15 protein-coding genes are annotated in these 22,763 nt (G+C 60.6%); 10 read left to right on the top strand and 5 right to left on the bottom strand.

Annotation, left to right across the window (positions count from 1 at the left end; all coding sequences use genetic code 11):
* Window positions 1–81 precede the first annotated feature (81 nt).
* The 5 genes from GM655_RS09245 to uraH all read right to left on the bottom strand — a co-directional run bounded on the left by GM655_RS09245 (window position 82) and on the right by uraH (window position 6,754).
* Window positions 82–1,305 carry a type II secretion system F family protein gene (locus GM655_RS09245; protein ID WP_155434389.1) on the bottom strand — a complete coding sequence of 408 codons (1,224 nt, stop codon included), beginning with the start codon at window positions 1,303–1,305 and terminating at the stop codon, window positions 82–84.
* A gap of 10 nt (window positions 1,306–1,315) precedes the next feature.
* Window positions 1,316–3,052: a type IV-A pilus assembly ATPase PilB gene (pilB, locus tag GM655_RS09250; RefSeq protein ID WP_155434390.1), complete on the bottom strand. Its 1,737-nt coding sequence runs from the start codon at window positions 3,050–3,052 to the stop codon at window positions 1,316–1,318.
* A 166-nt stretch (window positions 3,053–3,218) separates the two neighbouring features.
* Entirely contained in the window at window positions 3,219–4,508 is a 1,290-nt protein-coding gene (locus GM655_RS09255; RefSeq protein ID WP_155434391.1) for an HlyC/CorC family transporter, read from the bottom strand.
* Window positions 4,509–4,858: 350 nt separating this feature from the next.
* Window positions 4,859–6,370, bottom strand: coding sequence for a tetratricopeptide repeat protein (locus tag GM655_RS09260; RefSeq protein WP_155434392.1), 1,512 nt, complete (start codon window positions 6,368–6,370; stop codon window positions 4,859–4,861).
* Window positions 6,371–6,400: 30 nt separating this feature from the next.
* Window positions 6,401–6,754: a hydroxyisourate hydrolase gene (gene uraH / locus GM655_RS09265; RefSeq protein ID WP_155434393.1), complete on the bottom strand. Its 354-nt coding sequence runs from the start codon at window positions 6,752–6,754 to the stop codon at window positions 6,401–6,403.
* 114 nt (window positions 6,755–6,868) lie between these two features.
* Here uraH and puuE point away from each other — a divergent pair, with 114 nt between their 5' ends.
* The 10 genes from puuE (at window position 6,869) to GM655_RS09315 (ending at window position 22,751) form a co-directional block, all read left to right on the top strand.
* The gene (puuE, locus tag GM655_RS09270; RefSeq protein WP_155434394.1) at window positions 6,869–7,822 is read left to right on the top strand and encodes an allantoinase PuuE; all 954 of its coding nucleotides are present in this window, start codon (window positions 6,869–6,871) and stop codon (window positions 7,820–7,822) included.
* Window positions 7,823–7,829: 7 nt separating this feature from the next.
* Window positions 7,830–9,314 (top strand): xanthine dehydrogenase small subunit, encoded by a 1,485-nt coding sequence (xdhA, locus tag GM655_RS09275; protein WP_155434395.1) that lies wholly within the window; start codon window positions 7,830–7,832, stop codon window positions 9,312–9,314.
* On the top strand, window positions 9,311–11,644 hold the full coding sequence (gene xdhB, locus GM655_RS09280) for a xanthine dehydrogenase molybdopterin binding subunit (RefSeq protein WP_155434396.1): 2,334 nt from the start codon (window positions 9,311–9,313) through the stop codon (window positions 11,642–11,644). The genes xdhA and xdhB overlap by 4 nt, the downstream gene beginning before the upstream one ends.
* Window positions 11,645–11,652: 8 nt before the next feature.
* Entirely contained in the window at window positions 11,653–12,681 is a 1,029-nt protein-coding gene (gene xdhC, locus GM655_RS09285) for a xanthine dehydrogenase accessory protein XdhC (RefSeq protein ID WP_155434397.1), read from the top strand.
* 26 nt (window positions 12,682–12,707) lie between these two features.
* Window positions 12,708–14,027 (top strand): guanine deaminase, encoded by a 1,320-nt coding sequence (gene guaD, locus GM655_RS09290; RefSeq protein WP_155434398.1) that lies wholly within the window; start codon window positions 12,708–12,710, stop codon window positions 14,025–14,027.
* A 98-nt stretch (window positions 14,028–14,125) separates the two neighbouring features.
* The gene (locus GM655_RS09295) at window positions 14,126–15,616 is read left to right on the top strand and encodes an amidohydrolase family protein (RefSeq protein WP_155434399.1); all 1,491 of its coding nucleotides are present in this window, start codon (window positions 14,126–14,128) and stop codon (window positions 15,614–15,616) included.
* Window positions 15,617–16,196: 580 nt separating this feature from the next.
* Window positions 16,197–18,569 (top strand): TonB-dependent receptor, encoded by a 2,373-nt coding sequence (locus GM655_RS09300; RefSeq protein ID WP_155434400.1) that lies wholly within the window; start codon window positions 16,197–16,199, stop codon window positions 18,567–18,569.
* Between the two features lie 207 nt (window positions 18,570–18,776).
* Window positions 18,777–20,441: a bifunctional metallophosphatase/5'-nucleotidase gene (locus GM655_RS09305; protein ID WP_155434805.1), complete on the top strand. Its 1,665-nt coding sequence runs from the start codon at window positions 18,777–18,779 to the stop codon at window positions 20,439–20,441.
* 17 nt (window positions 20,442–20,458) lie between these two features.
* Window positions 20,459–21,688, top strand: a complete 1,230-nt coding sequence (locus GM655_RS09310; RefSeq protein ID WP_155434401.1) for a phospholipase D-like domain-containing protein — start codon at window positions 20,459–20,461, stop codon at window positions 21,686–21,688.
* On the top strand, window positions 21,681–22,751 hold the full coding sequence (locus GM655_RS09315; RefSeq protein WP_155434402.1) for a S1/P1 nuclease: 1,071 nt from the start codon (window positions 21,681–21,683) through the stop codon (window positions 22,749–22,751). The genes GM655_RS09310 and GM655_RS09315 overlap by 8 nt, the downstream gene beginning before the upstream one ends.
* The last annotated feature ends 12 nt before the right edge of the window (window positions 22,752–22,763 follow it).

Here is a 22,763-nt window from a genome sequence, read left to right on the forward strand (position 1 = left end):
TGGAAATAGTTTGTTGAGTAGGAGAGGCGCATTATAGTTAAGCCCGCTGGAAACACTGCAGCGCCATCGCGGCGCCGCGTGTTACACCACCGAGCCGAGTTTGAAGATGGGCAGGTACATGGCCACGACCAGACCGCCGATCAGCACGCCGAGGATGACCATGATGGCCGGTTCCATCAGACTGGACAGGGCAGCCACGGCTTCGTCCACTTCGTCTTCGTAGAAGTCGGCCACCTTGCCCAGCATGGCATCGAGCGAGCCCGATTCCTCGCCGATGGCGACCATCTGCGTGACCATATTCGGGAACACTTCGGCATTCTGCATGGCCACGGTGAGACTGGTACCGGTGCTGACTTCGCTCTGGATCTTGCGGGTGGCGTCGAAATACACGGCATTGCCGGACGCGCCGCCCACCGAATCGAGCGATTCCACCAGCGGCACGCCGGCGGCAAACATGGTGGCCAGCGTGCGGGTCCAGCGTGCGATGGTGGCTTTGCGTATCACTGCGCCGAATACGGGCAGGCGCAGCAGCAGCCGGTCCATGAAGCGCTGCATCTGCAGCGAGCGCTGCCACGCGCGGAAGAAGAAGTAGATGGCGGCAAACGTGCCGCCGAAGATCACATACCACCACGCCACCACGAATTCCGACATGGCCATTACGAACAGCGTGGGCGCGGGCAGGTTGGCGCCGAAGCTCTTGAATACTTCCTTGAAGGCCGGCACCACCCAGATCATGATCACGGCGGTGACGATGAAGGCCACAGCCAGAATCGAAATCGGATACATCAGCGCCGATTTGATCTTGGCCTTCATGGCCACGGTCTTTTCCTTGTAGATGGCCAGCCGCGTCAGCAGGTCTTCCAAGATGCCGGCCTGTTCGCCGGCGCCCACCAGGTTGCAGAACAGCGGGTCGAAATACAGCGGGAATTTACGGAAAGCCTGATTCAGGCTGGTACCCGTTTCGATATCGGCGCGCAAATCCATCACCAGCTTGGACACGGACGGGTTGGCATGACCTTTGCCGACGATGTCGAACGATTGCAGCAGCGGCACGCCGGCCTTCATCATGGTGGCCAGTTGGCGCGTGAACAGGGTGATGTCCTTGTCAGTGATTTTCTTGCCGCTGCGGTAGGCCTTCTTCTTGACCTTGGTGACCATGATGCCTTGACGGCGCAGCGTCACATTGACCACGGCTTCGCCGCCCGCGCGCATTTCGCCGCGCACGGCCTTGCCGCTCTTGTCGCGGCCTTCCCACGCGAAGATTACTTCCTTGACCTGATGGCCAGCGTTGCTCGATGTCGCCATGACGGGGATCCTATTCGTTGGTGCAGCCGAGCACTTCTTCAAGACTGGTCAGCCCGCTCTTCACCTTGAGCAGACCGGACTGACGCAGTGATTTCACGCCTTCTTGTTCCGACTGGGCGGCGATCTGCATGGCATTGCCATGGGCCAGAATCAGCGCCTCGATCGCGGGCGTGATCGGCATGATCTGGTAGATGCCCACCCGGCCTTTGTAACCGCCGCCATTGCAGCGTTCGCAGCCGACCGGGCCATAAGGCTTCCATGTGCCGTCCAGATCGTCGTCGCGGAAGCCGGCCTTGCGCAACAGGTCGGGCGAAATATCGACCGGCTGCTTGCAGCTACACAGCCGGCGCGCCAGCCGCTGGGCCGTAATCAGGATCACCGAGGAAGCGATGTTGAATGGCGCCACGCCCATATTCATCAAACGGGTCAGGGTGGACGGCGCATCGTTGGTGTGCAGGGTCGAGAACACCATGTGGCCCGTCTGCGCCGCCTTGATGGCGATATCGGCCGTTTCCAGATCACGGATTTCGCCCACCATGATGATGTCGGGATCCTGGCGCAAGAACGATTTCAGCGCGACGGGGAAAGTCAGCCCGGCTTTTTCGTTGACGTTGACCTGATTCACGCCCGGCAGGTTGATCTCGGCCGGATCTTCCGCCGTCGAGATATTGATGCCCGGCTTGTTGATCACGTTCAGGCAGGTGTACAGCGACACCGTCTTGCCCGAGCCGGTAGGGCCCGTCACCAGCACCATGCCGTAAGGGCGCTGGATGGCGTCGAGCAGCAATTCCTTCTGGTCCGGATCGTAGCCCAGCGCATCGATGCCCATCTGCGCCTGGGTGGCATCGAGAATCCGCATCACGGTCTTTTCGCCGAACAGCGTGGGCAGGGTAGAGACGCGCAAATCGATGGTCTTGGTGGGCGAGACGATCAGGCGCATGCGGCCATCCTGCGGCACGCGCTTTTCCGAAATATCCAGCTTGGCCAGCACCTTGATGCGCGAAACCAGCTTTTCCTTGATGGAGATGGGCGGCTGGGCATGTTCGATCAGCACGCCGTCGACGCGGAAGCGCACGCGGTAGAACTTCTCGAAAGGCTCGAAGTGCAAGTCGGAAGCGCCCATGTGTACGGCGTCCATCAGCATCTTGTTGAGGAAGCGCACCACGGGCGCATCTTCCACATCGTTGGCACTGGGATCAGTGGCCGCATTGGCCGAGATGACTTCCTCTTCCTCGGCGAATTCGATATCGGCATCTTCGCCGGCCAGATCGCTCAGCGCCTGCTCGTTATCCTTGTTCAGGCGCGCCAGGAGCTGCAGCAGGGCATCGTGGGCAACGATGACAGGTTCTACCGTGGTCTCGGTCTGGAACTTGATCTGGTCCAGCGCCTGCGTATTGGTCGGATCGGAAATCGCCACCGACATGCGGTTGCCGCGCTTGGCCAGCGCAATCACGCGCTGGGCCTGCATCAGCCGGCTGTCGATGATCTTGGCGGGCAGCGCTTCGATATTCAGCGCATGCACATCCATGAGGGGATAGGCAAAGGTTTCGGAACAGAACTGGGCCAGACTGTTGGCATCGATCGCCTGACTGGCCAGCAGCACATCGATGAAGGCCTGCTTTTCCGTCACGGCCTTTTTTTGCAGCAGTTCGGCCTGCACGGCAGAGAGCCGCCCGGCCTGCATCAGGGCCCTTGCCAGCCCCGGCATGGAGGCGCCGGGCGCGGTATTGGGAAGAACTGCTGCCATAGTCAATCAGTCGGAAAGCTTGGCCCGAACAGGCGGCCAAGAGGGGTGGCTATATCCTGAAATGATGCTCTCAGGAACTATATTTGTAAAGCCGTAAGGCGGCGTTTTTCGCCGCAGATGACCGATTTTACTCTGCAACGTTGCGTTTGGCGCAAGTCTGCTTGCTTCAGTGTGCCCGTTTTTGTGGCAGTCGTATCAGCTTGACCACTTTGATGGCCTGATCGTGGGCCTGGACCACTTCGACGATGCAGGGTTCCAGTTTCAGGCTGATGGGGGCGTCAGGGATTTCCTGCAGCACTTCCAGCAGCAAGCCGTTCAGGGTCTTGGGCCCGTCCAGCGGGAAGTTCAGGCCCAGCCGCTTGTTGATATCGCGTAGCGCCGTGGCGCCTTCCAGCAGGCATTCGCCCTGTTCCGACCAGCCGAAGCTGTCGGCGCGCGCCGCGCCGGGCATGGAAGTGGTGAACTCGCCTATCATTTCCTCGATGATATCGTCGAGCGTAACCAGACCCTGCACCTCGCCGTATTCGTCGACGATGATGCCGAGGCGTTCGCGGTTTTCCTGGAAATACTGGAGCTGGGTGAACACGCCCGTATCCTGCGGGATGAAATACGGCGCGCTGAGCAGCTTGCGGAAGTCGTCGACCGTTAGCTCGTCGTCCTGATTGAGCAGGGCCACGGCCTTGCGCACGTGCAGGATGCCGACGATACGGTTGATTTCGCCTTCATACACGGGCAGCTTGTTGTGATAGCAGGTAGTCAGCTCGCGCTTGATTTCTTCCACGCTCAGTTCCAGATTCAGCGCTTCGATCTGGGCGCGCGGCGTCATCACGTCTTCGACCGAGATGGTTTCCAGATCGAACAGATTGAGCAGGATGCTTTTGTGCTTCTGCGGCATGAAGTTGCCGCCCTCGAGCACGATGGAACGCAGTTCTTCCGGCGACAGGCGGGCATCGTGGGCATGAGCGCCGGCCTTGATGCGGAAGAGCTTGAGTACCAGATTGACGAACAGGTTGACGAACCAGATCACCGGCTTGGCCAGCCCCATCAGCGGCTTCAGCAGCATGCTGGTCGGCAGGGCGATGCGCTCGGGGTAGGTAGCACCTATCACTTTCGGGCTGATTTCGGCGAACACGATCAGCAGGAAGGCCACCACGCCGGTGGAAATGGTGATGACGTTATCGTCATGGCCGAAGGTTTCGATGGCGATGGCCGTAACCAGCGCCGTGGCCATCGCGTTGATCAGGGTATTGGCGATCAGCACCAGCGACAGCAGCTTATCGGTGCGGTCCAGCAGCCATAGCGTGGTAATGGCGCGGCGGCTGCCCCGTTTGGCCATGTGGCGCAAGCGGTAGCGGTTGGCCGCCATCAGGGCGGTTTCGGCCATGGCGAAGAAGGCCGAACAGAGTATCAGGAGTGCGAGGGCAAGACATTCTGCCCAAAACGGCACGGTATCCAAGGGTCACCGTCAAGAAAACTGCATGGGAAACTGGTCAGCCGGAGTTGCGCTGACACAGGCGGCATGGCCAGCAAAATCTGGCCACAGAACTTTTGATTCTAAGGCAAGCAGCCCATCCACGCAACTTTACTGAACTTCGGGGTCAGGTCTGTCATTCGGACACCGATGAATTACTTTTGTTATTTCTCAATACTGTGCATCTGAAGAAGAGTGTGTTTTCTGAGGCACTCACAACGTGCTTTGTGTTTTCTGGCGACCGGAATTTCGGACCTGGCTTGAGGGTGGTCAAAAGTGCGTTACGGATGTCCGAATGACAGACCTGACCCCGAAGTTGCTGCCGGCCTGCAGCTTCAGGCCTTTTGCAGCAGTAGGGCCAGCGCCTGTATCGGTGCGCCGTTTTCTTCGCGGGCCGTGAGTTCTTCGCAGGCCAGCACTTGCAGGCCGCTGGCACTGGCTAGTCGCTGCAGATAGGCGTGACTGTGGGCGTAGCGGTTTGATGCTTGCAGCGTGTAGTCGCCGCTGCTGGCCGCTTCGACCGAGAAGCAGAACTGGCCGCCACTGCGCAGGGCGCGGGCGATGGCATGAAACACGGCGCTCAGGTCGCCGATGTAGACGAATACGTCGGCAGCAACGGCAAGGTCCCATGCGTCGGACTGATCGGCCAGATAGGTGAGCAGATCGGCACAGTGCAGTTCATCGTAGAGCTGGCGCTGGGCGGCTTTTTCCAGCATCTGCGGCGACAGGTCGACGCCGCACAGCTTGCGCGCCCGTGGGCGCAGGGCCGGCGCGCATAAACCGGTGCCGCAGCCGAGATCGAGAATGTCGTGCGGCGTCGGCGTGGCGGGCAAGTGCTGCTGCAGCAGGCGCGCCAGATGGGCCGGCGTCTGGTAGTCGAGCACCTTGAGCAGATGCTCGTCGAAATGGTTGGCATATTGATCGAACAGATTGCGCACATATTCGGCCGGCAGGCTGGCCGGTGCCTCGCCTGCGCCGACGGAAGCCAGCGCGTATGCCACAGTTTCGGCCTGTTCGCCACATTCGAGCGCCGTGCGGTAGGCCTGTGCCGCTTCCTCGTGGCGCTGCATGGCGCGCAGGGTGTTGCCACGCGCCGTATGCCATTGGGGATGACGCGGTTGCAGCGCCAGTGCCCGTTCATAGCTGTCCAGCGCTGGCGCCAGCTCGCCCAGTCGGTGCAGGGCGGCACCCTGCGCTGCATAGGCTTCGGCCCAGTCCGGCCGCAGGTGCAGGGCGCGGTCAAAACTTTCCACTGCTTCCGGCAGCCAGCGCAGACAGTGCAGCGCATGGCCGCGTGCGAGCCAAGCGTCGGCATGGCGGTCGTTCAGATCGAGCGCAGCTTCGGAGGCGCCCAGTGCATCGAGGTAGCGGCCCAGCTCCTGCAGCACGACGGCGCGGTTGCAGTGTGCTTCTGCATAGCGGGGCTGATAGCGCAGGGCTTGTTGGTAGCTGTCCAGCGCAGCTTCCTGCTGGCCGAGGCGGTGCAGGGCGTTGCCGCGGTTGCTCCATGCCATGGCGTAATCGGGCTGCAGGGCCAATGCGCTGTCGTAGCTGGCCAGCGCTTCGGCCGCACGGCCCTGATCCATCAGTGCCACGCCCAGATTGCAATGGGCTTTGGCTTGCTGGCCGTCGAGCCGGATGGCTTGCGTGATCAGGTCTATGGCTTGATCGGTATCGCCCTGCTGGCGGGCGATCACGCCGAGCAGGTGCAGCGCGTCGAACTGCTGTGGCTGCAAAGCCAGTACCTGCCGGTAAAAAGCTTGCGCGGCGCCCAGCTGGCCCTGCTGGTGGTGGGCCAGCGCTTGCTGGAGCAATGAGGCGATCAGCGCCGTATTGTTTGAGGTCATGGACGCCTATGTTAGCGCCTGCGCAGCGTTTCAGCTACCGCGATAGGTGGAATAGGCCCACGGCGAAACGACCAGCGGCACATGGTAGTTCTGCTCGGGACTGGCTATGCCGAAGGCCAGCGTGACTTCGTCGATGAAACGCGGTTCGGGCAGTTCCACGCCGCGTGCCGCGAAATAGGCGCCGGCCGCAAACACCAGCTCGTATTTGCCGGTCTGCATGCGCTCGCCTTCTAGCAGCGGCGCATCGCAGCGGCCGTCGGCATTGGTGACGGCCTGTGCGCGCAGCTCGCGTCCCTGCGGCGTGACGGCATACAGGCTGACCTGCACGCCGGCGCCCGGCTTGCCGATGCTGATATCGAGAACGTGGGTACTGAGTTTGCCCATGGCTTGTCCTATATTGGTAGGTGATGAGTGTCTATTGTGTAAATCATATACTGGACGGCCGCTAGCCATATATGATTGCAGATATATAACTCATAGACTGGCCGCCCCTGCGACATGAATACTTACGACCACTATCCGCGTGACCTGATAGGCTACGGCCCGAAACCGCCCCATGCAAAATGGCCCAACGGCGCCCGCGTGGCGCTGCAGTTCGTGCTCAATTACGAAGAGGGCGGCGAGAATAATGTGCTGCATGGCGATGCCGGCTCCGAAACTTTTCTGTCGGAGATCATCGGCGCGGCCTCGTTCAGCAACCGCCACATGAGCATGGAGTCCCTCTATGAGTATGGCTCGCGTGCCGGTCTGTGGCGTCTGTTGCGCATGTTCGAGGAGCGCAAGCTGCCGCTGACCATCTTCGGCGTGGCCATGGCGCTCAAGCGTCACCCCGAGGCCGTCGCGGCGTTCCGCGAACTGGGTCACGAGATTGCCTGTCATGGTCTGCGCTGGATCAGCTACCAGAATATGGACGAAGCTACCGAGCGCGCCCACATGAAGGAAGCGGTGGAGATCATGCGCGAGCTGACGGGCAGCGCGCCGCTGGGCTGGTACACGGGGCGCGATTCGCCGCAGACGCGCAAGCTGGTGGTCGAGCATGGCGGCTTCCGCTACGACGCCGACAATTACGGCGACGATCTGCCGTTCTGGCAGCAGGTGGCTTACACCGACGCGAACGGCTTGGCCGCCGTGGCGCCGCAGCTGATCGTGCCGTATACGCTGGACACCAACGATATGCGCTTCGCGGCAGCGCAGGGCTTCAACTCGGGCACGCAGTTCTTCGATTATCTGAAAGACGCTTTCGATGTGCTGTACCAGGAAGGCGATCCGGCCGGCCTGAACCAGCCCAAGATGCTGTCCATAGGTCTGCACTGCCGTCTGGTGGGCCGGCCTGCGCGTGCTGCCGCGCTGGCGCGCTTCCTTGATTATGTGCAGCAGCATGACCATGTCTGGGTCACGCGCCGCATCGATATTGCCGAACACTGGCATACCACGCATCCTTATTCCGTGTGAGGCCCTGATGTCCGACACCATCCGTTATTTCTACCGTGGCGAAGTCCGCGAAATTTCCGGCCTCAAGCCTACCCGCACAGTGCTGCAGCATCTGCGTGAAGACCTGCACTGCACTGGCACCAAGGAGGGCTGTGCCGAGGGCGATTGCGGCGCCTGCACAGTCGTAGTGGGCAGCCTGAATGCGGCCGGTGAACTGGAAATGAAGGCCGTGAATTCCTGCATACAGTTTGCCCCTACGCTCGATGGCAAAGCCCTGTTCACGGTGGAAGACATGCAGCAGCCCGATGGGGTGCTGCATCCGGTGCAGCAGGCGCTGGTGGAATGCCATGGTTCGCAGTGCGGCTTCTGCACGCCCGGTTTCGTCATGTCCCTGTGGGGCATGTATCTGGACAAGGATGGCCAGCCGGCCCAGCGCCATGAGATCGACGACTGCCTGTCCGGTAATCTGTGCCGCTGCACGGGCTATCGTCCCATCATCGATGCGGCCCAGCGCATGACGGAACTGCCGCAAGTGGCATTTGACCGCGCCGCATTGACGGCGCAGCTGCAGGCCATGCAGCGCGACGGCGGCAGCCATTACAGCGCGCAGGGCCAGATTTTCCATGCGCCGCGCACGCTGGACGAACTGGTGGCGCTGCGGGCAGCCCATCCGGCTGCCACCCTGCTGGCCGGTTGCACCGATATCGGTCTGTGGGTGACCAAGCAGATGCGCGAACTGGGCGACATCATCTATCTTGGCCACGTGACGGCGTTGCAAAGCGTGCACGAGGCGGACGGCATGCTGCACATCGGCGCCGGCGTCAAACTCAATGAGGCTTATGAGGCGCTGTGCCGCCACTATCCTGCCCAGCTGGGTGAACTGTGGCAGCGCTTTGCTTCGCTGCCCATCCGTAATGCGGGTACGCTGGGCGGCAATGTGGCCAACGGCTCGCCTATCGGCGACTCCATGCCGTGGATGATAGCGCTGGGTAGCGAAGTGGTGCTGCGTGGTCCGCAAGGCGAGCGTGTGCTGCCGCTGGAAGCGTTCTATCTCGACTATCAGAAGAAGGATATGCGCGGCGACGAATTCGTTGCGGCCGTGCGCGTACCGCTGCCACGGCCAGATGTGCAGTTCCGCACCTACAAGCTGGCCAAGCGCTTCGATCAGGATATCTCGGCCGTCTGCGCAGCTTTTGCCTTCCGCTTCGATGGCGATGTGATCAGGGATGCGCGTATCGCCTTTGGCGGCATGGCTGCCACGCCGCGCCGTGCCGCGCAGGCGGAAGCCGCGCTACTGGGCCTGCGCTGGAATGAAGCGAATCTGCAGGTGGCGATGGATAAATTGGCGCAGGATTTCCAGCCGCTGTCCGATATGCGCGCTTCGAGCAGTTACCGCATGCAGACGGCGCAGAATCTGCTGCGTCGCTACTGGTTCGAGACGCGCGGCTATGCACCGCTGGCCGCACAGGATGTCAACCCGTTTGCCTGCGGCGGCTGCAAGGAGAAGCCATGAATCAGAACGTCGCCCCCAAACTGCTGGCAGCGCAAGACTGGAAAGCCGTCGGCATAGGCAGCAAACATGAATCGGCCACCCTGCATGTGCTGGGGCAGGCCACCTACACGGACGATATCCCTGAACTGCACGGTACGTTGCACGCGGCGCTGGGCCTGTCGTCCAAGGCACACGCCCGTATCACGGCTATGGATCTGGCCCCCGTGCTGGCGGCAAGTGGTGTGGTGGCGGTCTATACGGCCAGCGATATTGCGGGTACCAATGACTGCGGCCCCATCATCCATGACGATCCTATCCTGAGCGCCGGCGAAGTGCAGTATGTCGGTCAGCCGATATTCATCGTGGTAGCCGATAGCCATGACAACGCGCGCCGCGCGGCCCGTCTGGCCCGCATCGACTACGAGGAACTGCCGGCCATCTTCACGCCGCAGCAAGCCAAGGCGGCGCAGCAGTACGTGCTGCCGCCCATGCAGTTACAGCGCGGCGATTTCAAAGCCGCATTCGACAGCGCGCCCAACGTGGTGCGCGGCCAGCTATTTGTCGGCGGGCAGGAACAGTTCTATCTGGAAGGCCAGATCGCCTACGCCACGCCGAAGGAAGATCAGGCCATGCTGGTGCAGTGCTCGACCCAGCACCCTAGCGAAATGCAGCATGTGGTGGCCCACGCGCTGGGCATTCATGCGCACAAGGTACAGGTGGAATGCCGCCGCATGGGCGGCGGCTTCGGCGGCAAGGAGTCGCAGTCGGCGCTGTGGGCCGCCTGTGCAGCCATTGCCGCGTCCAAGCTGCGCCGTCCCGTCAAGCTGCGCGCCGACCGCGACGACGATATGCTGGTGACAGGCAAACGCCACTGCTTCTATTACGAGTACGAAGTGGGCTTTGATGCGGAAGGCCGCATACTGGCAGCGCGCGTGGACATGACCTTGCGTGCCGGTTTCTCGGCCGATCTGTCCGGCCCCGTAGCGACGCGCGCCGTCTGCCACTTCGACAATGCCTACTATCTGTCGGATGTGGACATACGCGCGGCCTGCGGCAAGACCAATACCCAGTCGAATACGGCCTTCCGTGGCTTCGGCGGCCCGCAGGGGGCGATAGCGATCGAATATGTGATCGACGAGATTGCCCGTCAGCTCGGGCGCGATGCGCTGGATATCCGCCGCCTGAATTTCTACGGCAAGACCGAGCGCAATGTCACGCCTTACGGTCAGCAGATCGTCGATAACGTGATCGACGCGCTGACGGCAGAACTGGAACTCAGCAGCGAATACCGCGCGCGCCGCAGCGCCATCGAGGCATACAACCGCACTAGCCCCGTGCTGAAAAAAGGGCTGGCGCTGACGCCGCTGAAATTCGGCATCGCCTTCAATGTTACCCATCTCAATCAGGCCGGTGCACTGGTACACGTGTATGTGGATGGCTCCGTGCTGGTCAATCACGGCGGTACGGAAATGGGGCAGGGCATCAACACCAAGGTGATGCAGGTGGTGGCGCATGAACTGGGGCTGGATCTCGAGCATGTGCGCATTACTGCGACCGATACCAGCAAGGTGGCCAATACCTCGGCCACGGCCGCATCGACGGGTGCAGACCTGAACGGCAAGGCCGCGCAGGATGCGGCGCGCCAGATCCGCGAACGGCTGAGCACTTTCGCCATCAAGCTGTATGGCGACGAGGATGGCCTGCCCGTGCAGTTCTTCGATAATGCCGTGCTGGTGAACGGCCACCGCGTAGCGTTTGCGGAACTGGTGCAGAAGGCTTATCTGGCGCGCGTGCAGCTATGGTCGGACGGCTTCTATGCCACGCCGGGCCTGCACTGGGATGCCAAGACCATGAGCGGCCACCCATTCTCCTACTATGCCTACGGTGCTGCGGTGTCGGAAGTGGTGGTGGACACCCTGACCGGCGAATGGAAGCTGCTGCGTGCCGATGCGCTGTACGACGCCGGCAATTCGCTCAATCCCGCCATCGACAAAGGGCAGGTGGAAGGCGCGTTCATACAGGGTATGGGCTGGCTGACCACGGAACAGCTGTGGTGGAATGCGGCGGGCAAGCTGATGACCCATGCGCCTTCGACCTACAAGATACCGGGCATTTCGGACTGTCCGCAGGACTTCCGGGTGGAGCTGTTCCAGAACCGGAATGTCGAGGACAGCATCCATCGTTCCAAAGCCGTGGGAGAGCCGCCGCTGCTGTTGCCGTTCTCCGTGTTCTTCGCCATCCGCGATGCGATTTCCAGCGTAGGCGGCCATCGCGTGCAGCCGCCGCTGAATGCACCCGCGACCAGCGAAGAAATCCTGCGTGCCATCTCTGCGGTGCAGATGGCTGCCTGAGGACTGCAATGAATCCATGGCTGAACGCTGCACTTGCCGGACCGGCAGTTCTGGTCACGGTCGCCATCGCCGAGGGCTCGGTCCCGCGCGAGGCCGGTGCACATATGCTGGTGACGGCTGATGCGCAGGCCGATACCATAGGCGGCGGCCATCTGGAGCTGTGTGCGCTGGAAGTGGCGCGCGCCATGCTGCGCGAAGCGGCAGCGTTAGGATCTGCAACCACAACGCCGGCGCCGCAACTGCAACGCTATGCATTGGGCCCCACGCTTGGGCAGTGCTGCGGCGGTGTGGTGTATCTGGCTTTCGAGCTGGTGGATGCCGGACTGACACAGACGCTGGCCGTGCTCCAGCAGGATCAGCGCAGCGACTACTGGCGCCTCAGCGCACTCGATGGTGCTGCCGCCAGCATGCTGCTGGATGCCGATGGTCATTTGCTGAACGGGGCGGGCGATGTGCGCACCCTGTTGCCTGCCTTCGAATACGCGCGCACGACGCAAGTGCTGCGCGACGAGGCGGGACGCCGCTGGCTGGCCGATGCTGTACTGGCGCCACGCGCCCATCTTTTACTGTTCGGCGCCGGTCATGTGGGCGCCGCGATCGTGCGCCTGCTGGGCGAATTGCCTTGCACCGTGAGCTGGATAGACGAGCGCGAAGACATGTTCCCGGCCGAGCTGCCGTCCAATGTGCGCATCGAAGCGACCGATGTGCCGGAAGCGCTGGTTGCCAGCGCCCCCGCCGGTGCCAGTTATCTGGTGCTGACTCACAGCCATGCGCTGGACCAGCGTTTGAGCGAAGCCATCGTGGCGCGTGCCGATGTGGGCTGGTTCGGCCTGATCGGTTCGCAGACCAAGCGTGTACAGTTCGAGCGGCGCATGGCGGCGCGCGGCCTGCCCGCAGAGCGCATCGCCGCCATGGTCTGCCCGATCGGCCTGCCCGGCATCCGCAGCAAGCTGCCTGCCGTGATTGCCACCTCCGTCTGCGCCCAGTTGCTGATGGTGTGGGAAGCGCAGTACGCGACACCGGCCGACTCGCGCTAGAATTCATTACTATTCAGGACTTCGTTATGCTCCCAAATCTGCAAGCCTACCGAGGCAGCTTGCTGCACTTTCTCGCCGATCCGGCCTTCAGCAGCGATGCCCATGTCTATCATGCGGACGGCCTGCTGATCGTGGCCGATGGCAAGGTGCAGGCAGCCGGCAATTACGCCAGCCTGCATGCCACGCTGCCTGCCGGCACGCCCGTGCACGACTATCGCGGCAAGCTGCTGATGCCCGGTTTTATCGACACTCACGTGCATTATCCGCAGACGGATATGATCGCCTCGCCCGCCGATGGCCTGCTGCCATGGCTGGAAACCTACACCTTCCCGACCGAGCGCCAGTTCGAAGATCCGGCCCACGCCGGGCAGGTGGCCGAGTTCTTCCTCGACGAACTGCTACGCTGTGGCACCACCACCGCCATGGTGTACTGCACCGTGCACCCGCAATCGGTCGATGCCTTCTTCAGCGCTAGCGAGCAGCGTGGCCTGCGTATGGTGGCAGGTAAAGTGCTGATGGACCGTAACTGTCCCGAGTTTTTGCGCGATACGGCCGAAGGCGGTGCACGCGATACGGAAGCATTGATCCAGCGCTGGCACAAGCGCGGCCGCGCCCTGTATGCGATCACGCCTCGCTTTGCACCGACTTCGACTGACGTCCAGTTGCATCTGGCCGGCGAGCTGGCACGCGCCTATCCTGATACCTTTATCCAGACCCACGTATCGGAAAACAAGGCTGAATGCGCATGGGTGCATGAGTTGTTCCCGCAGGCGCGCAGCTATATCGACGTGTATGACAGCGTCGGTCTGCTGCGCCCACGTTCCATGTATGGTCACTGCATCTGGCTCGATGAAACCGACCGCGCCCGCATGGCGGATAGTGGCGCGGCAGCGGCGATCTGCCCCACTTCCAACCTGTTCCTCGGTAGTGGTCTATTCGATTTTGCCGCGGCCGACCGGGCCGGCATGGCGCTGTCGCTGGCGAGCGATGTGGGCGGCGGCAGCTCGTTCTCGATGTTGCAAACGATGAATGAAGCCTATAAAGTAGCGCGACTGAAGGGCAGTTATCTGCCAGCCTTGCGCATGTTCTACCTGGCCACGTTGGGCGCCGCGCGCAGCATGCAGCTAGAGGGCGTGATCGGCAATTTTGCCACTGGTGCCGAAGCTGATTTCATCGTGCTCGATCCGGCCGCGACGCCATTGCTGGCGCGCCGCAACCGTGCATGGCAGGAGAGCGGCGCCAGTCTGGAAGAGCTGCTGTTTGCGCTGGCACTGCTGGGCGATGACCGCGCGGTAGCCGCCACCTATGCGGCCGGCCAGCCGGTGTATCAGCGCGCAGCGCACTAGCAGCGCCGGTCTGCGCAGGGCAGGGCGGCGCCTGGCGCCGCAGCGGTAGCGCACTTCAGACAGATTTCGCTAGTCATCCACTCTATACGGGAAAACTCATGCAAAAAAAATTCGTCAGCCTGAAGACCGCTGCACTGGCCGTGCAGACGGCCCTAGCCCTGCTGTGCGCCGTGGCGCCAGCACAGGCCGCAGCACCGAGCAACGAGGAAGTGACCAAGCGCCACTTCGCTGCGCTGCTGTCCGGCGGTGAACCCAAACTGGCCGAACTGACGATGTTCATGACCATGCTGCCCAAAGGCGGCGATCTGCACCACCATTACTCGGGTGCTATCTATGCCGAGCAGTATCTGGAGTGGGTGGACAAGCAGGGCTATTGCGTCAACAAGCAGAGTTACATGATCAACACGGTGGCAGCCGAAGTGGCGGCTGAACGTGCCAAGCCACTGGCTGAGCGTACTTGCCTGTCCGGCGTCGACGTCATGCAGAACAACACGGTGCTGGCGCAGTTGCTGCAGCGCTGGTCCGACAAGGACTTCTACAACCACAGCGCGATCCAGTCGCCGCCGGACCGCCAGTTCTTCGATACTTTTGCCTATTTCGGCCCCGTATCGTCGACCAATACGGCCGATGGCCTGCAGCGCCTGAAGCAGCGCGCCGTGCAGGAAAACCTGCGCTACATCGAAACCATCTTCGAGATTGCGCCGATGGCGCAGGATGCCGCGTTCGACCAGTTGGCCCAGTCTGGCGCAGTGACGGAAGCGGATATGGCGGCACTGGCCGCGCGGCTGGACGATAACCAGCCCTTCCAGCAGTGGATCAATGGCTATACGGCCAATCTGGATGCCAGCAGCGCCGGTATCGACGATGCCAATTTCACCATGCGCTACCAGCCATTCGCGCTGCGCTTCCTGTCGCCTTCGCAGGTGTTCTCGCAAATCGTCTCCAGCTTCAAGCTGGCACGGTCGCATCCGAAAATCGTCGGTGCCAACATCGTCGGACAGGAGAGCACCTATGTCTCCATGCGCGATTACAAGCTGCATATGCGCATGTACCAGTTCCTCAAAGCGCGTTATCCCGACGTGAAACTGGCGCTGCATGCGGGTGAGCTGGCGCTGGGCATGGTGCAGCCGGAAGACCTGAGTTTCCATATCCGCGATGCGCTCGATATCGCTGGCGCCAGCCGTATCGGCCATGGCATGGATATCGCGCATGAGACGGATGCGCTGGCTATTATGAAAAACATGCATGACAAGGACATCGCTGTCGAAGTCAACCTGAGCAGCAACCAGTTCATCCTCGGCGTACAGGGCGAGGCCCATCCAGTGACCTTGTACCGCAAATATGGCGTGCCTTTTGTACTGGCCACGGACGACGCTGGCGTGTCACGTAACAATCTGTCGAGCGAGTATGTGTTATACGCAGCACGCTACAAGCCGGACTACGCTGAAATCAAGAAACTTTCCTTCGACAGCATACGCTACAGTTTCCTGAAAGAAGCCGACAAGCAGCAATTGCTCAAGGATATGCGGAGCAAATTCAGCCAGTTCGAAGCCGCCATCGCGGCAGCAGCGCAGGTCAAGCCGCGCTGAGTTCCTAGACCGTCGCGGCAAGAAATGTTGCGTTGCCGCGACGCGTACTCTAAAATCGCGCACTTATTTTCCGCTCGACCAGCCTCGGGTGGATCAACCCGTTCTCGGCAGTTGCCGTCAGGAATGTGGTGGTGGTGCGACAGAATCCCGTAATATGCACCAATTTGGTGCGTATTGTGTGTGAATTCCTTTCAAGGATGGGCTGGTCAACTATAATTTGCCTCTTAATGAGGCTAGGCTGCCCAGCGATGTAAAGGCGGGTAATTCGTGCCTTTATTTATATCGCTTTCATATAAATCCCTAAAGTAAATCGTATTTGTCACACATTTTTGGCTCATGCATAGTTGCCAGAGATGCCTCATTCGGGCGTGGTTGGGTCTGTTCCGAGGAGGGTAGTAGCAAGCGTAAAGCGTGACAGTTTATCAACGGTAGTGCTGTCATGTTGATGAAATATTTACTGGTTACAATTTTGTGATGTCATGGGCACCTTGTGCCATGCAAGAGCCGCAGCCACAAGCTGTAGGACTCGCAAGCATCGTAGAACACAATAATTTTTTTCACATAACTGGGAGTTCCCTCAATGCAATCCTCTGTTAAACACAATCCTAAGCTGCGCCTGAGCCTCGTTGCTCTGGCCTGCCAAGTAATGTGCCTGAGCGCTTCGGTCGCTTACGCGCAGACTGACGCAGCTCCAGCAAAACCTGCTGAAGTGATCATTACCGGCAAGAAGCTCGGCATGGGCCTGATGGTGACCGAGGATGCACCGAAAGCACGCAGCACGATTACTGCTGAGGAACTGGAAAAGCAACGCCCAACCGGCAATGCTTATGAAGCTCTGGAAATGCTGCCTGCAGTGAACAGCTTCAACCAGGATGCAACCGGCCTGTTCGGTGGCGGCCTGACCCTGCGTGGCTTCAACTCCGACCAGATCGGCGCCACCATCAACGGCGTGCCAGTGAATGACTCGGGTAACTTCGCGATCTACCCACAAGAATACGTTGACCAGGAAAACACCTGCTCGCAATTCGTTACCCAAGGTTCGACCGATGCCGACTCGCCACAAGTGGGCGCTACCGGCGGTAACTTCGGTATCAACACCTGCAACCCTGAAGACAAGCAGCGCGTCCGCCTGATGCAGACCATCGGTCAGCTGAGCATGAAGAAAACCTTCGCTCGCTACGACACCGGCCTGCTGTCGGACAAGCGCACCAAAGCCTTCATCTCGTTCTCGCACGCTGAAGCCGACAAATGGAAAGGCAAAGGCGGCGCCAAGCGCGACCACATCGACGCTGGCCTGAACTACGACTGGGACCGCTTCAACTACGTACACGCAACCGTGCTGTACAACGAAGCGATGAACAACAACATCAACAACCTGACCTTGTCGGAAATCAACAAGAACGGTTACTACTACGACTACGCCGACACCTTCAAAGGTCACCTGACCCCAGTTAAAGGTACGGCTCAGACCGAAACCACCCAGTCGCCTGCTTACTACAAACTGGGCGTGAATCCGTTCAAGAACGCGATCGCTTCGGCTACCGCCAAGTTCCGTCTGGCTGACAATCTGGACCTGAAAGTACTGCCATACCTGTGGTACGGCTTCGGTAACGGCGGCGTGCAGCAACGCGCCCAGTCGGAAAAAGCCTTCTACAACTCGGCTACCGGCGCGCGTGATGGCCTGGTCGATCTGAACGGCGACGGCGATACCCTGGATACCGTACTGGTGGCCAACGCCAGCGTGACCAAAACTTACCGTCCAGGCGTGACCTCGTCGCTGCTGTGGACCGTGGACAACCACGAAATTCTGGGTGGCTTCTGGTACGAACGTGCCCGTCACGAGCAAACCGGCCCAATGCTGGCTCTGAGCAACGACGGCGAACGTGCTGACGAATACCTGCAGATCGGCAAGATCCTGCGCCCTGACGGCAAATTCGCCCAGAGCCGCGATCAGCTGACCATCTCGACCGCTTACCAGTTCTTCCTGCAAGACACCGTGAGCTTCATGGAAGACAAGCTGAAGATCAACGTCGGCGTGCGTAACCCGCAAGTCAAACGCGAGTTCACCAACTTCGGCGACGAGAACAACAGCTACAAGCCATACGCTCTGACCAAGAAGTACAACGACGTGCTGCCACAACTGGGTGCCCGTTACCGTCTGACCAACGACGACCAGTTCTTCGCTTCGATGGCGAAAAACGTCAAAGCACCACCTAACTTTGCTTTCGCTAACAGCGGCAATATCAAAGTGGCCAACGGTGTTGCAACCTTCGTGGGTGAAGTGAAAGAAGAATCGTCGTGGAACACCGACATCGGCTACCGTCACCAGGACAACAAGTTCATCGCGACTGTGACCGCTTTCTGGGTGGACTTCAAAGATCGTCAAGCAACCGCTTTCGATCCGCTGACCCAGGTAAGCACCTACAACAACGTAGGCCGCGTGAAGAACAATGGTCTGGAATTCGAACTGGGTAACATGCCTATCAACGGCTGGTCGTTCTACGCTTCGCTGGGCTTCAACAACAGCAAGATCCAGGACAACATGCAGCTGGGTAGCAATGTCTTCCTGCCTACCGCTGGCAAGGAAATGATCAATACCCCACGCCGCAAAGCTGGCCTGTCGGTTGAGTATCAGGATGGCGCGTTCTGGGCCCGTCTGAAAGCCCGCGCTACCGGCGTGCAGCAGACCTCGATGGTTAATGACGAACAAGCTCCAGGCTACACCACCTTCGGTATCGACGGTGGCTACACCTTCGCGAACTTCGGCATGTTCAAGCGTCCTAAGCTGACCTTCAACCTGAGCAACATCACCGACAAGCAGTACCGCAATGCGTCGTCGACCACGGTTAAGAACACCCTGGCTATCCCAGGCGTGACCACCGCTGTTGACACCCAGCGTTACTACCTGGGCGCACCACGCTTCGCATCGGTCACCCTGTCGATCGATCTGTAAGCCAAGCCTGCTTAAAGCCGTACTACAAAAAAACGGACCTTCGGGTCCGTTTTTTTATCCGGCTGCCGTTAATGGCATGAGGTCCGCAAAGCCGGGCTGATCCGGCTTTGTATCACATATGTTTCTCCGTCCCCCGTTGTACCTTGCTTACGGTAAGCTAGCAGTCTTATGAAAAAATTGTCTTCTGCCCTGATCGGGACCGTGCTGATGGCCACGCTGGCCGGCTGTGCGCTGCCCTGGCGCCAACCAGCCCAAACTGCCAAGGAAGTCGAGCTGCAGCTGGTAACCATCAATGATTTCCACGGCAATATCGAGGCCAGTAAATATGTCATCGACAGTGCTTACGGGCTTGGTCCGCGCACTGTCACGGCCGGCGGCATCGATACGCTGGGCGCGGCCCTGCAGGCATGGCGCAAGGAAGATCCCGAGCTGTTGCTGGTGGGCGCAGGGGATCTGATAGGCGGCAGCCCGGCGATATCCTCGATGTGGGCCGATGAACCGACGATCGGTGCGATGAATCTGCTGGGTTTAAAAGCCAGCTCGGTGGGCAATCACGAATTCGATGCGGGCCGGCTCGAACTGCTGCGCCAGCAGAAGGGCGGCTGTGCTTCGCCACGGCCGGAAAAAGCCTGCCAGTTCAGCGCCACCTATGAAGGCGCCAAGTTCCAGTATCTGGCCGCGAATGTAATCGACATGGTCACGCGCAAGCCGCTGCTGCCGGCCTATAAGATTGAACAGGCGCGCGGTGTCAAAGTGGCGTTCATCGGCACGGTGCTGCGCGATGCGCCAGAAAAGCTGCTGGCCTCGGGCATCGCCGGGCTGGAATTCATCGACGAGGCGGAAGCCATCAACCGCCAGTTGCCGGAACTGCGCAAGCAGGGCGTGGGCGTGTTCGTCGTGCTGATCCATCAGGGCGGCCGCACCACCGATAAATTCGACCAGCAGGACTGCAGCCACCTGACCGGGCCTGTGGTCGATGTGGTCAAAAAACTCGATCCGGCCATCCGGCTGGTAGTCACGGGCCACTCGCACCGCGGCTATCTGTGCAAGGTGGATGACCGGCTGGTAACGCAATCGGACATGGGTGGCCATGTGCTATCGCGCATTACCATGAAAGTCGATCTGGCCAGCCAGAGCGTGCGCGAGCTGCGTGCCAGCCAGGAAGTGATGACAGCGGGACGCTGGCCTAATGATCCGAAAATGGATGCCTATCTGGCCCAGGTGCGCGAGCGCAGTGCCAGTGCGCTGGCCCGTCCTGTGGCGAGACTGGCCGTGCCCAGCGTGCTGCGCGAAAAACATGATGACGGCGAATCGGCGCTCGGCGATCTGGTAGCCGATGCGATACTGGCGGCTGGCCGTCCTTATGGCGGCCAGATCGCCTTCATGAACAATGGCGCCATGCGGCAGGATCTGGAAACCACCAGCGGCAACCGCGTCACGGCGGGACAGGCGCTGTATGTGCTGCCGTTCGGGAACACCGTGGTGGCGATGAATCTGCGTGGCAGCCAGATCCGCGAGCTGCTCGAGCAGCAGTGGCTGGGCGGGCGCGATATCACGCGTGGTCTGATGCAGGTGTCGGAAGGCTTTAGCTATAGCTGGGATCCGCGCGCCACCATTGGCAGCAAGATCGTGCCTGATAGCGTGATGCTGCATGGCGTGCCGATCGAGAACGACACCACCTACCGCATCATCGTGACGAATTTTCTGGCCGAGGGCGGGGAAGGCTTTTCCGTCTTCCCGCTGGGCCGCAACCGTGCCGAAACAGGCATACGCGATATCGATGCGCTGACTGATTATCTGGTCAAACGCGAACAGGCCGGCAAGCCAGCCGGCCGCAGCGAACCGCTGGGCCGCATCAAGCGCCTGCAATAATTTCTAGGAGTGACCTTATGCGTCGTGTTTTACCCGCCGTTGTGCTACCGGCACTGCTGGCACTGGCCAGCCCCGCCCGCGCCGAATTCACCATTCCCGGTTTCGAGCTGGTGCAGACTGCGCCCGTCGAAACCACGCTGACGAATAGTGATTTGCGCGATCCGGCCACCGTCTGGAGTGAGTTGTTCGATCACGCCAAACAGGAAATCCTGATCGGCCAATTCTATGCCGTCAACAAGTCCGGCAGCGTGTTCAGCAAAGTGGTGGAACGGCTGGCCGCAGCAGGCCAGCGCGGCGTGAAAATCCGCTTCCTGCTGGACCAGAAAGGCGTGGGCCTGTCCGAGCAAAGCACCATAGAGCAGCTGAAAGCCATTCCGAATCTGGAACTGCGCGTAATCGACTTTAACAAGTTGACCGGCAACGGCATCATCCACGCCAAGTATCTGGTGGTCGATGGTGCGGTGGCTTATGTGGGCAGCCAGAATTTCGACTGGCGCTCGTTCGAGCATATCCATGAAACGGGCTTGCGCATCAGCGAACCCAAGCTGGTGGCGCAGGTGCAGGCCATCTTCAATCAGGACTGGCGTGCGCAGGCGCTGACCGCGCAAGGCATGGTGGTGCCAGCGCTGAACGTGGCACGCCAACCGCTCAATCTGCAGCGCGACGCCATGCTGGTGGCCAGCCCGCAGGCCTACAATCCGGTCGGGGTGGACGATAGCGAAGCCGCGCTGCCAGCCTTGCTGGCACAGGCCAAGACTGAAGTGCGGGTACAGTTGCTCGATTACGCGCCGCTCAGCTATGGCCCCAAAGGTACGCGGCCATACTACGCCGTGATCGATAATGCCGTGCGCGCGGCGGCCAACCGCGGCGTGAAGATCAAGCTGCTGGTGTCGAACTGGAATCTGGAAGCACTGCCGCAAGTGTATCTGAAAAGTCTGGCGATTCTGCCCAATGTGGAAATCCGCGTGGCCACACTGCCTGCGGCCAGCAGTGGCTTCATTCCGTTTGCTCGCGTCATCCACAGCAAGACCATGGTGATCGACAATCAGATCGCCTGGGTAGGTACGAGCAACTGGAGCGGCGGCTATTTCGACCTGTCGCGCAATCTGGAAGTGGTGCTGCGCAACGAGAAAATGGCCCAGCGCCTGGCGGCCTTGCAGGAGCAGATCTGGAGCTCCGCGTATAGCCAGCCTCTCGACATCAACCGTCAATATCCGAAACCGGCCAAAGGTAGTCCGAATGAATAAATTAGTTGTGAGCGCCGCACTGTGCGGCGTGTTTGCCAGTTTTAACGCCCACGCATGGGGCAATGATGGCCACCGTGCTGTCGGCGCGATTGCCGACCAGTTGCTGCAGGGCAGCGCGGCCGAACAGCGCGTCAAAGCGCTGCTGCTGCCGGGTGAATCGCTGGAAAAGATCGCCACCTGGGCTGATTGCGTCAAGGGTAGTTATTGCGGCCCGCAGACGGACGAGATGCAAAGCTATGTGGCGGCCAACCCCAAACATAGCGAGTACCACTACACGGATCTGCCGTTCCAGTACAGCCATTACCACGACCACGATGTGGGCAGCGCCGACAACGATATCGTGCAGACGCTCAAGCAGTGCATACAGGTCTTGCAGGGCAAGGATGACGCGACCAGCAACCCGCACCGCTTCACGCCGCGTCAAGCCCTTCTGATACTGACCCATCTGGCCGGTGATATCACCCAGCCGCTGCATGTAGGTGCAGCTTATGTCGATCAGCGCGGCACGTTTGTGGTGCCGCAGACGGCGGCGCAGGTCGATGCTGTCAATCTGTTCGATGCCCGTGGCGGCAATAACCTGCTGCTCGATGATGTGAAACTCAGCACCCTGAGTGCCCAGCTGATCGAAGCCGGTCCGGCCGACGACAAGCCGGCAGCAACCAGCGGCCAGCCGGCCCGCGCGCCGCAGACTACGCGGCCGTTCCATTCCTACTGGGATACCACGGTGGTCAACTATGTTTTCCGCCGCACGGGTGTGCGTACGCCGCAGCAGTTTGCCCAGAAGGTGATTGCAGGGCAGCCGCAGGTGGCCAGCCAGAGCGGCGATCCAGTGCAGTGGCCTTACGCGTGGGCCGATCAGGCGCTGGCCGTGTCCAAGCAGGCGCATGATGGTGTGACGGCCGGCGCGTTGTCGCGCCAGACCAGCAAGAGTGGCGAGAGCTATGCCGTGTGGGCGCTGACGGTGCCGGATAATTATCCCGTGCCCAGCTCCACACTGGCGAAAACCCAGTTGATACAGGGCGGCTACCAACTGGCGGCCGTGCTCAAGGCGATCTGGCCCTGAGAGTAGTGCGCA

Origin of the sequence: Pseudoduganella danionis (genome assembly GCF_009720775.1) — a bacterium.
GTDB classification, from domain to species: Bacteria; Pseudomonadota; Gammaproteobacteria; order Burkholderiales; family Burkholderiaceae_D; genus Rugamonas; species Rugamonas danionis.

Excerpts from the sequence above, each read along its gene's own strand:
- GM655_RS09315 (WP_155434402.1), top strand. The coding sequence starts at position 21,681 with ATGAATAAATTAGTTGTGAGCGCCGCACTGTGCGGCGTGTTTGCCAGT.
- GM655_RS09245 (WP_155434389.1), bottom strand. The coding sequence starts at position 1,305 with ATGGCGACATCGAGCAACGCTGGCCATCAGGTCAAGGAAGTAATCTTC.
- GM655_RS09305 (WP_155434805.1), top strand. The coding sequence starts at position 18,777 with ATGGCCACGCTGGCCGGCTGTGCGCTGCCCTGGCGCCAACCAGCCCAA.
- GM655_RS09310 (WP_155434401.1), top strand. The coding sequence starts at position 20,459 with ATGCGTCGTGTTTTACCCGCCGTTGTGCTACCGGCACTGCTGGCACTG.
- xdhA (WP_155434395.1), top strand. The coding sequence starts at position 7,830 with ATGTCCGACACCATCCGTTATTTCTACCGTGGCGAAGTCCGCGAAATT.
- pilB (WP_155434390.1), bottom strand. The coding sequence starts at position 3,052 with ATGGCAGCAGTTCTTCCCAATACCGCGCCCGGCGCCTCCATGCCGGGG.
- xdhC (WP_155434397.1), top strand. The coding sequence starts at position 11,653 with ATGAATCCATGGCTGAACGCTGCACTTGCCGGACCGGCAGTTCTGGTC.
- xdhB (WP_155434396.1), top strand. The coding sequence starts at position 9,311 with ATGAATCAGAACGTCGCCCCCAAACTGCTGGCAGCGCAAGACTGGAAA.
- puuE (WP_155434394.1), top strand. The coding sequence starts at position 6,869 with ATGAATACTTACGACCACTATCCGCGTGACCTGATAGGCTACGGCCCG.
- GM655_RS09295 (WP_155434399.1), top strand. The coding sequence starts at position 14,126 with ATGCAAAAAAAATTCGTCAGCCTGAAGACCGCTGCACTGGCCGTGCAG.
- GM655_RS09300 (WP_155434400.1), top strand. The coding sequence starts at position 16,197 with ATGCAATCCTCTGTTAAACACAATCCTAAGCTGCGCCTGAGCCTCGTT.
- guaD (WP_155434398.1), top strand. The coding sequence starts at position 12,708 with ATGCTCCCAAATCTGCAAGCCTACCGAGGCAGCTTGCTGCACTTTCTC.
- GM655_RS09260 (WP_155434392.1), bottom strand. The coding sequence starts at position 6,370 with ATGACCTCAAACAATACGGCGCTGATCGCCTCATTGCTCCAGCAAGCG.
- uraH (WP_155434393.1), bottom strand. The coding sequence starts at position 6,754 with ATGGGCAAACTCAGTACCCACGTTCTCGATATCAGCATCGGCAAGCCG.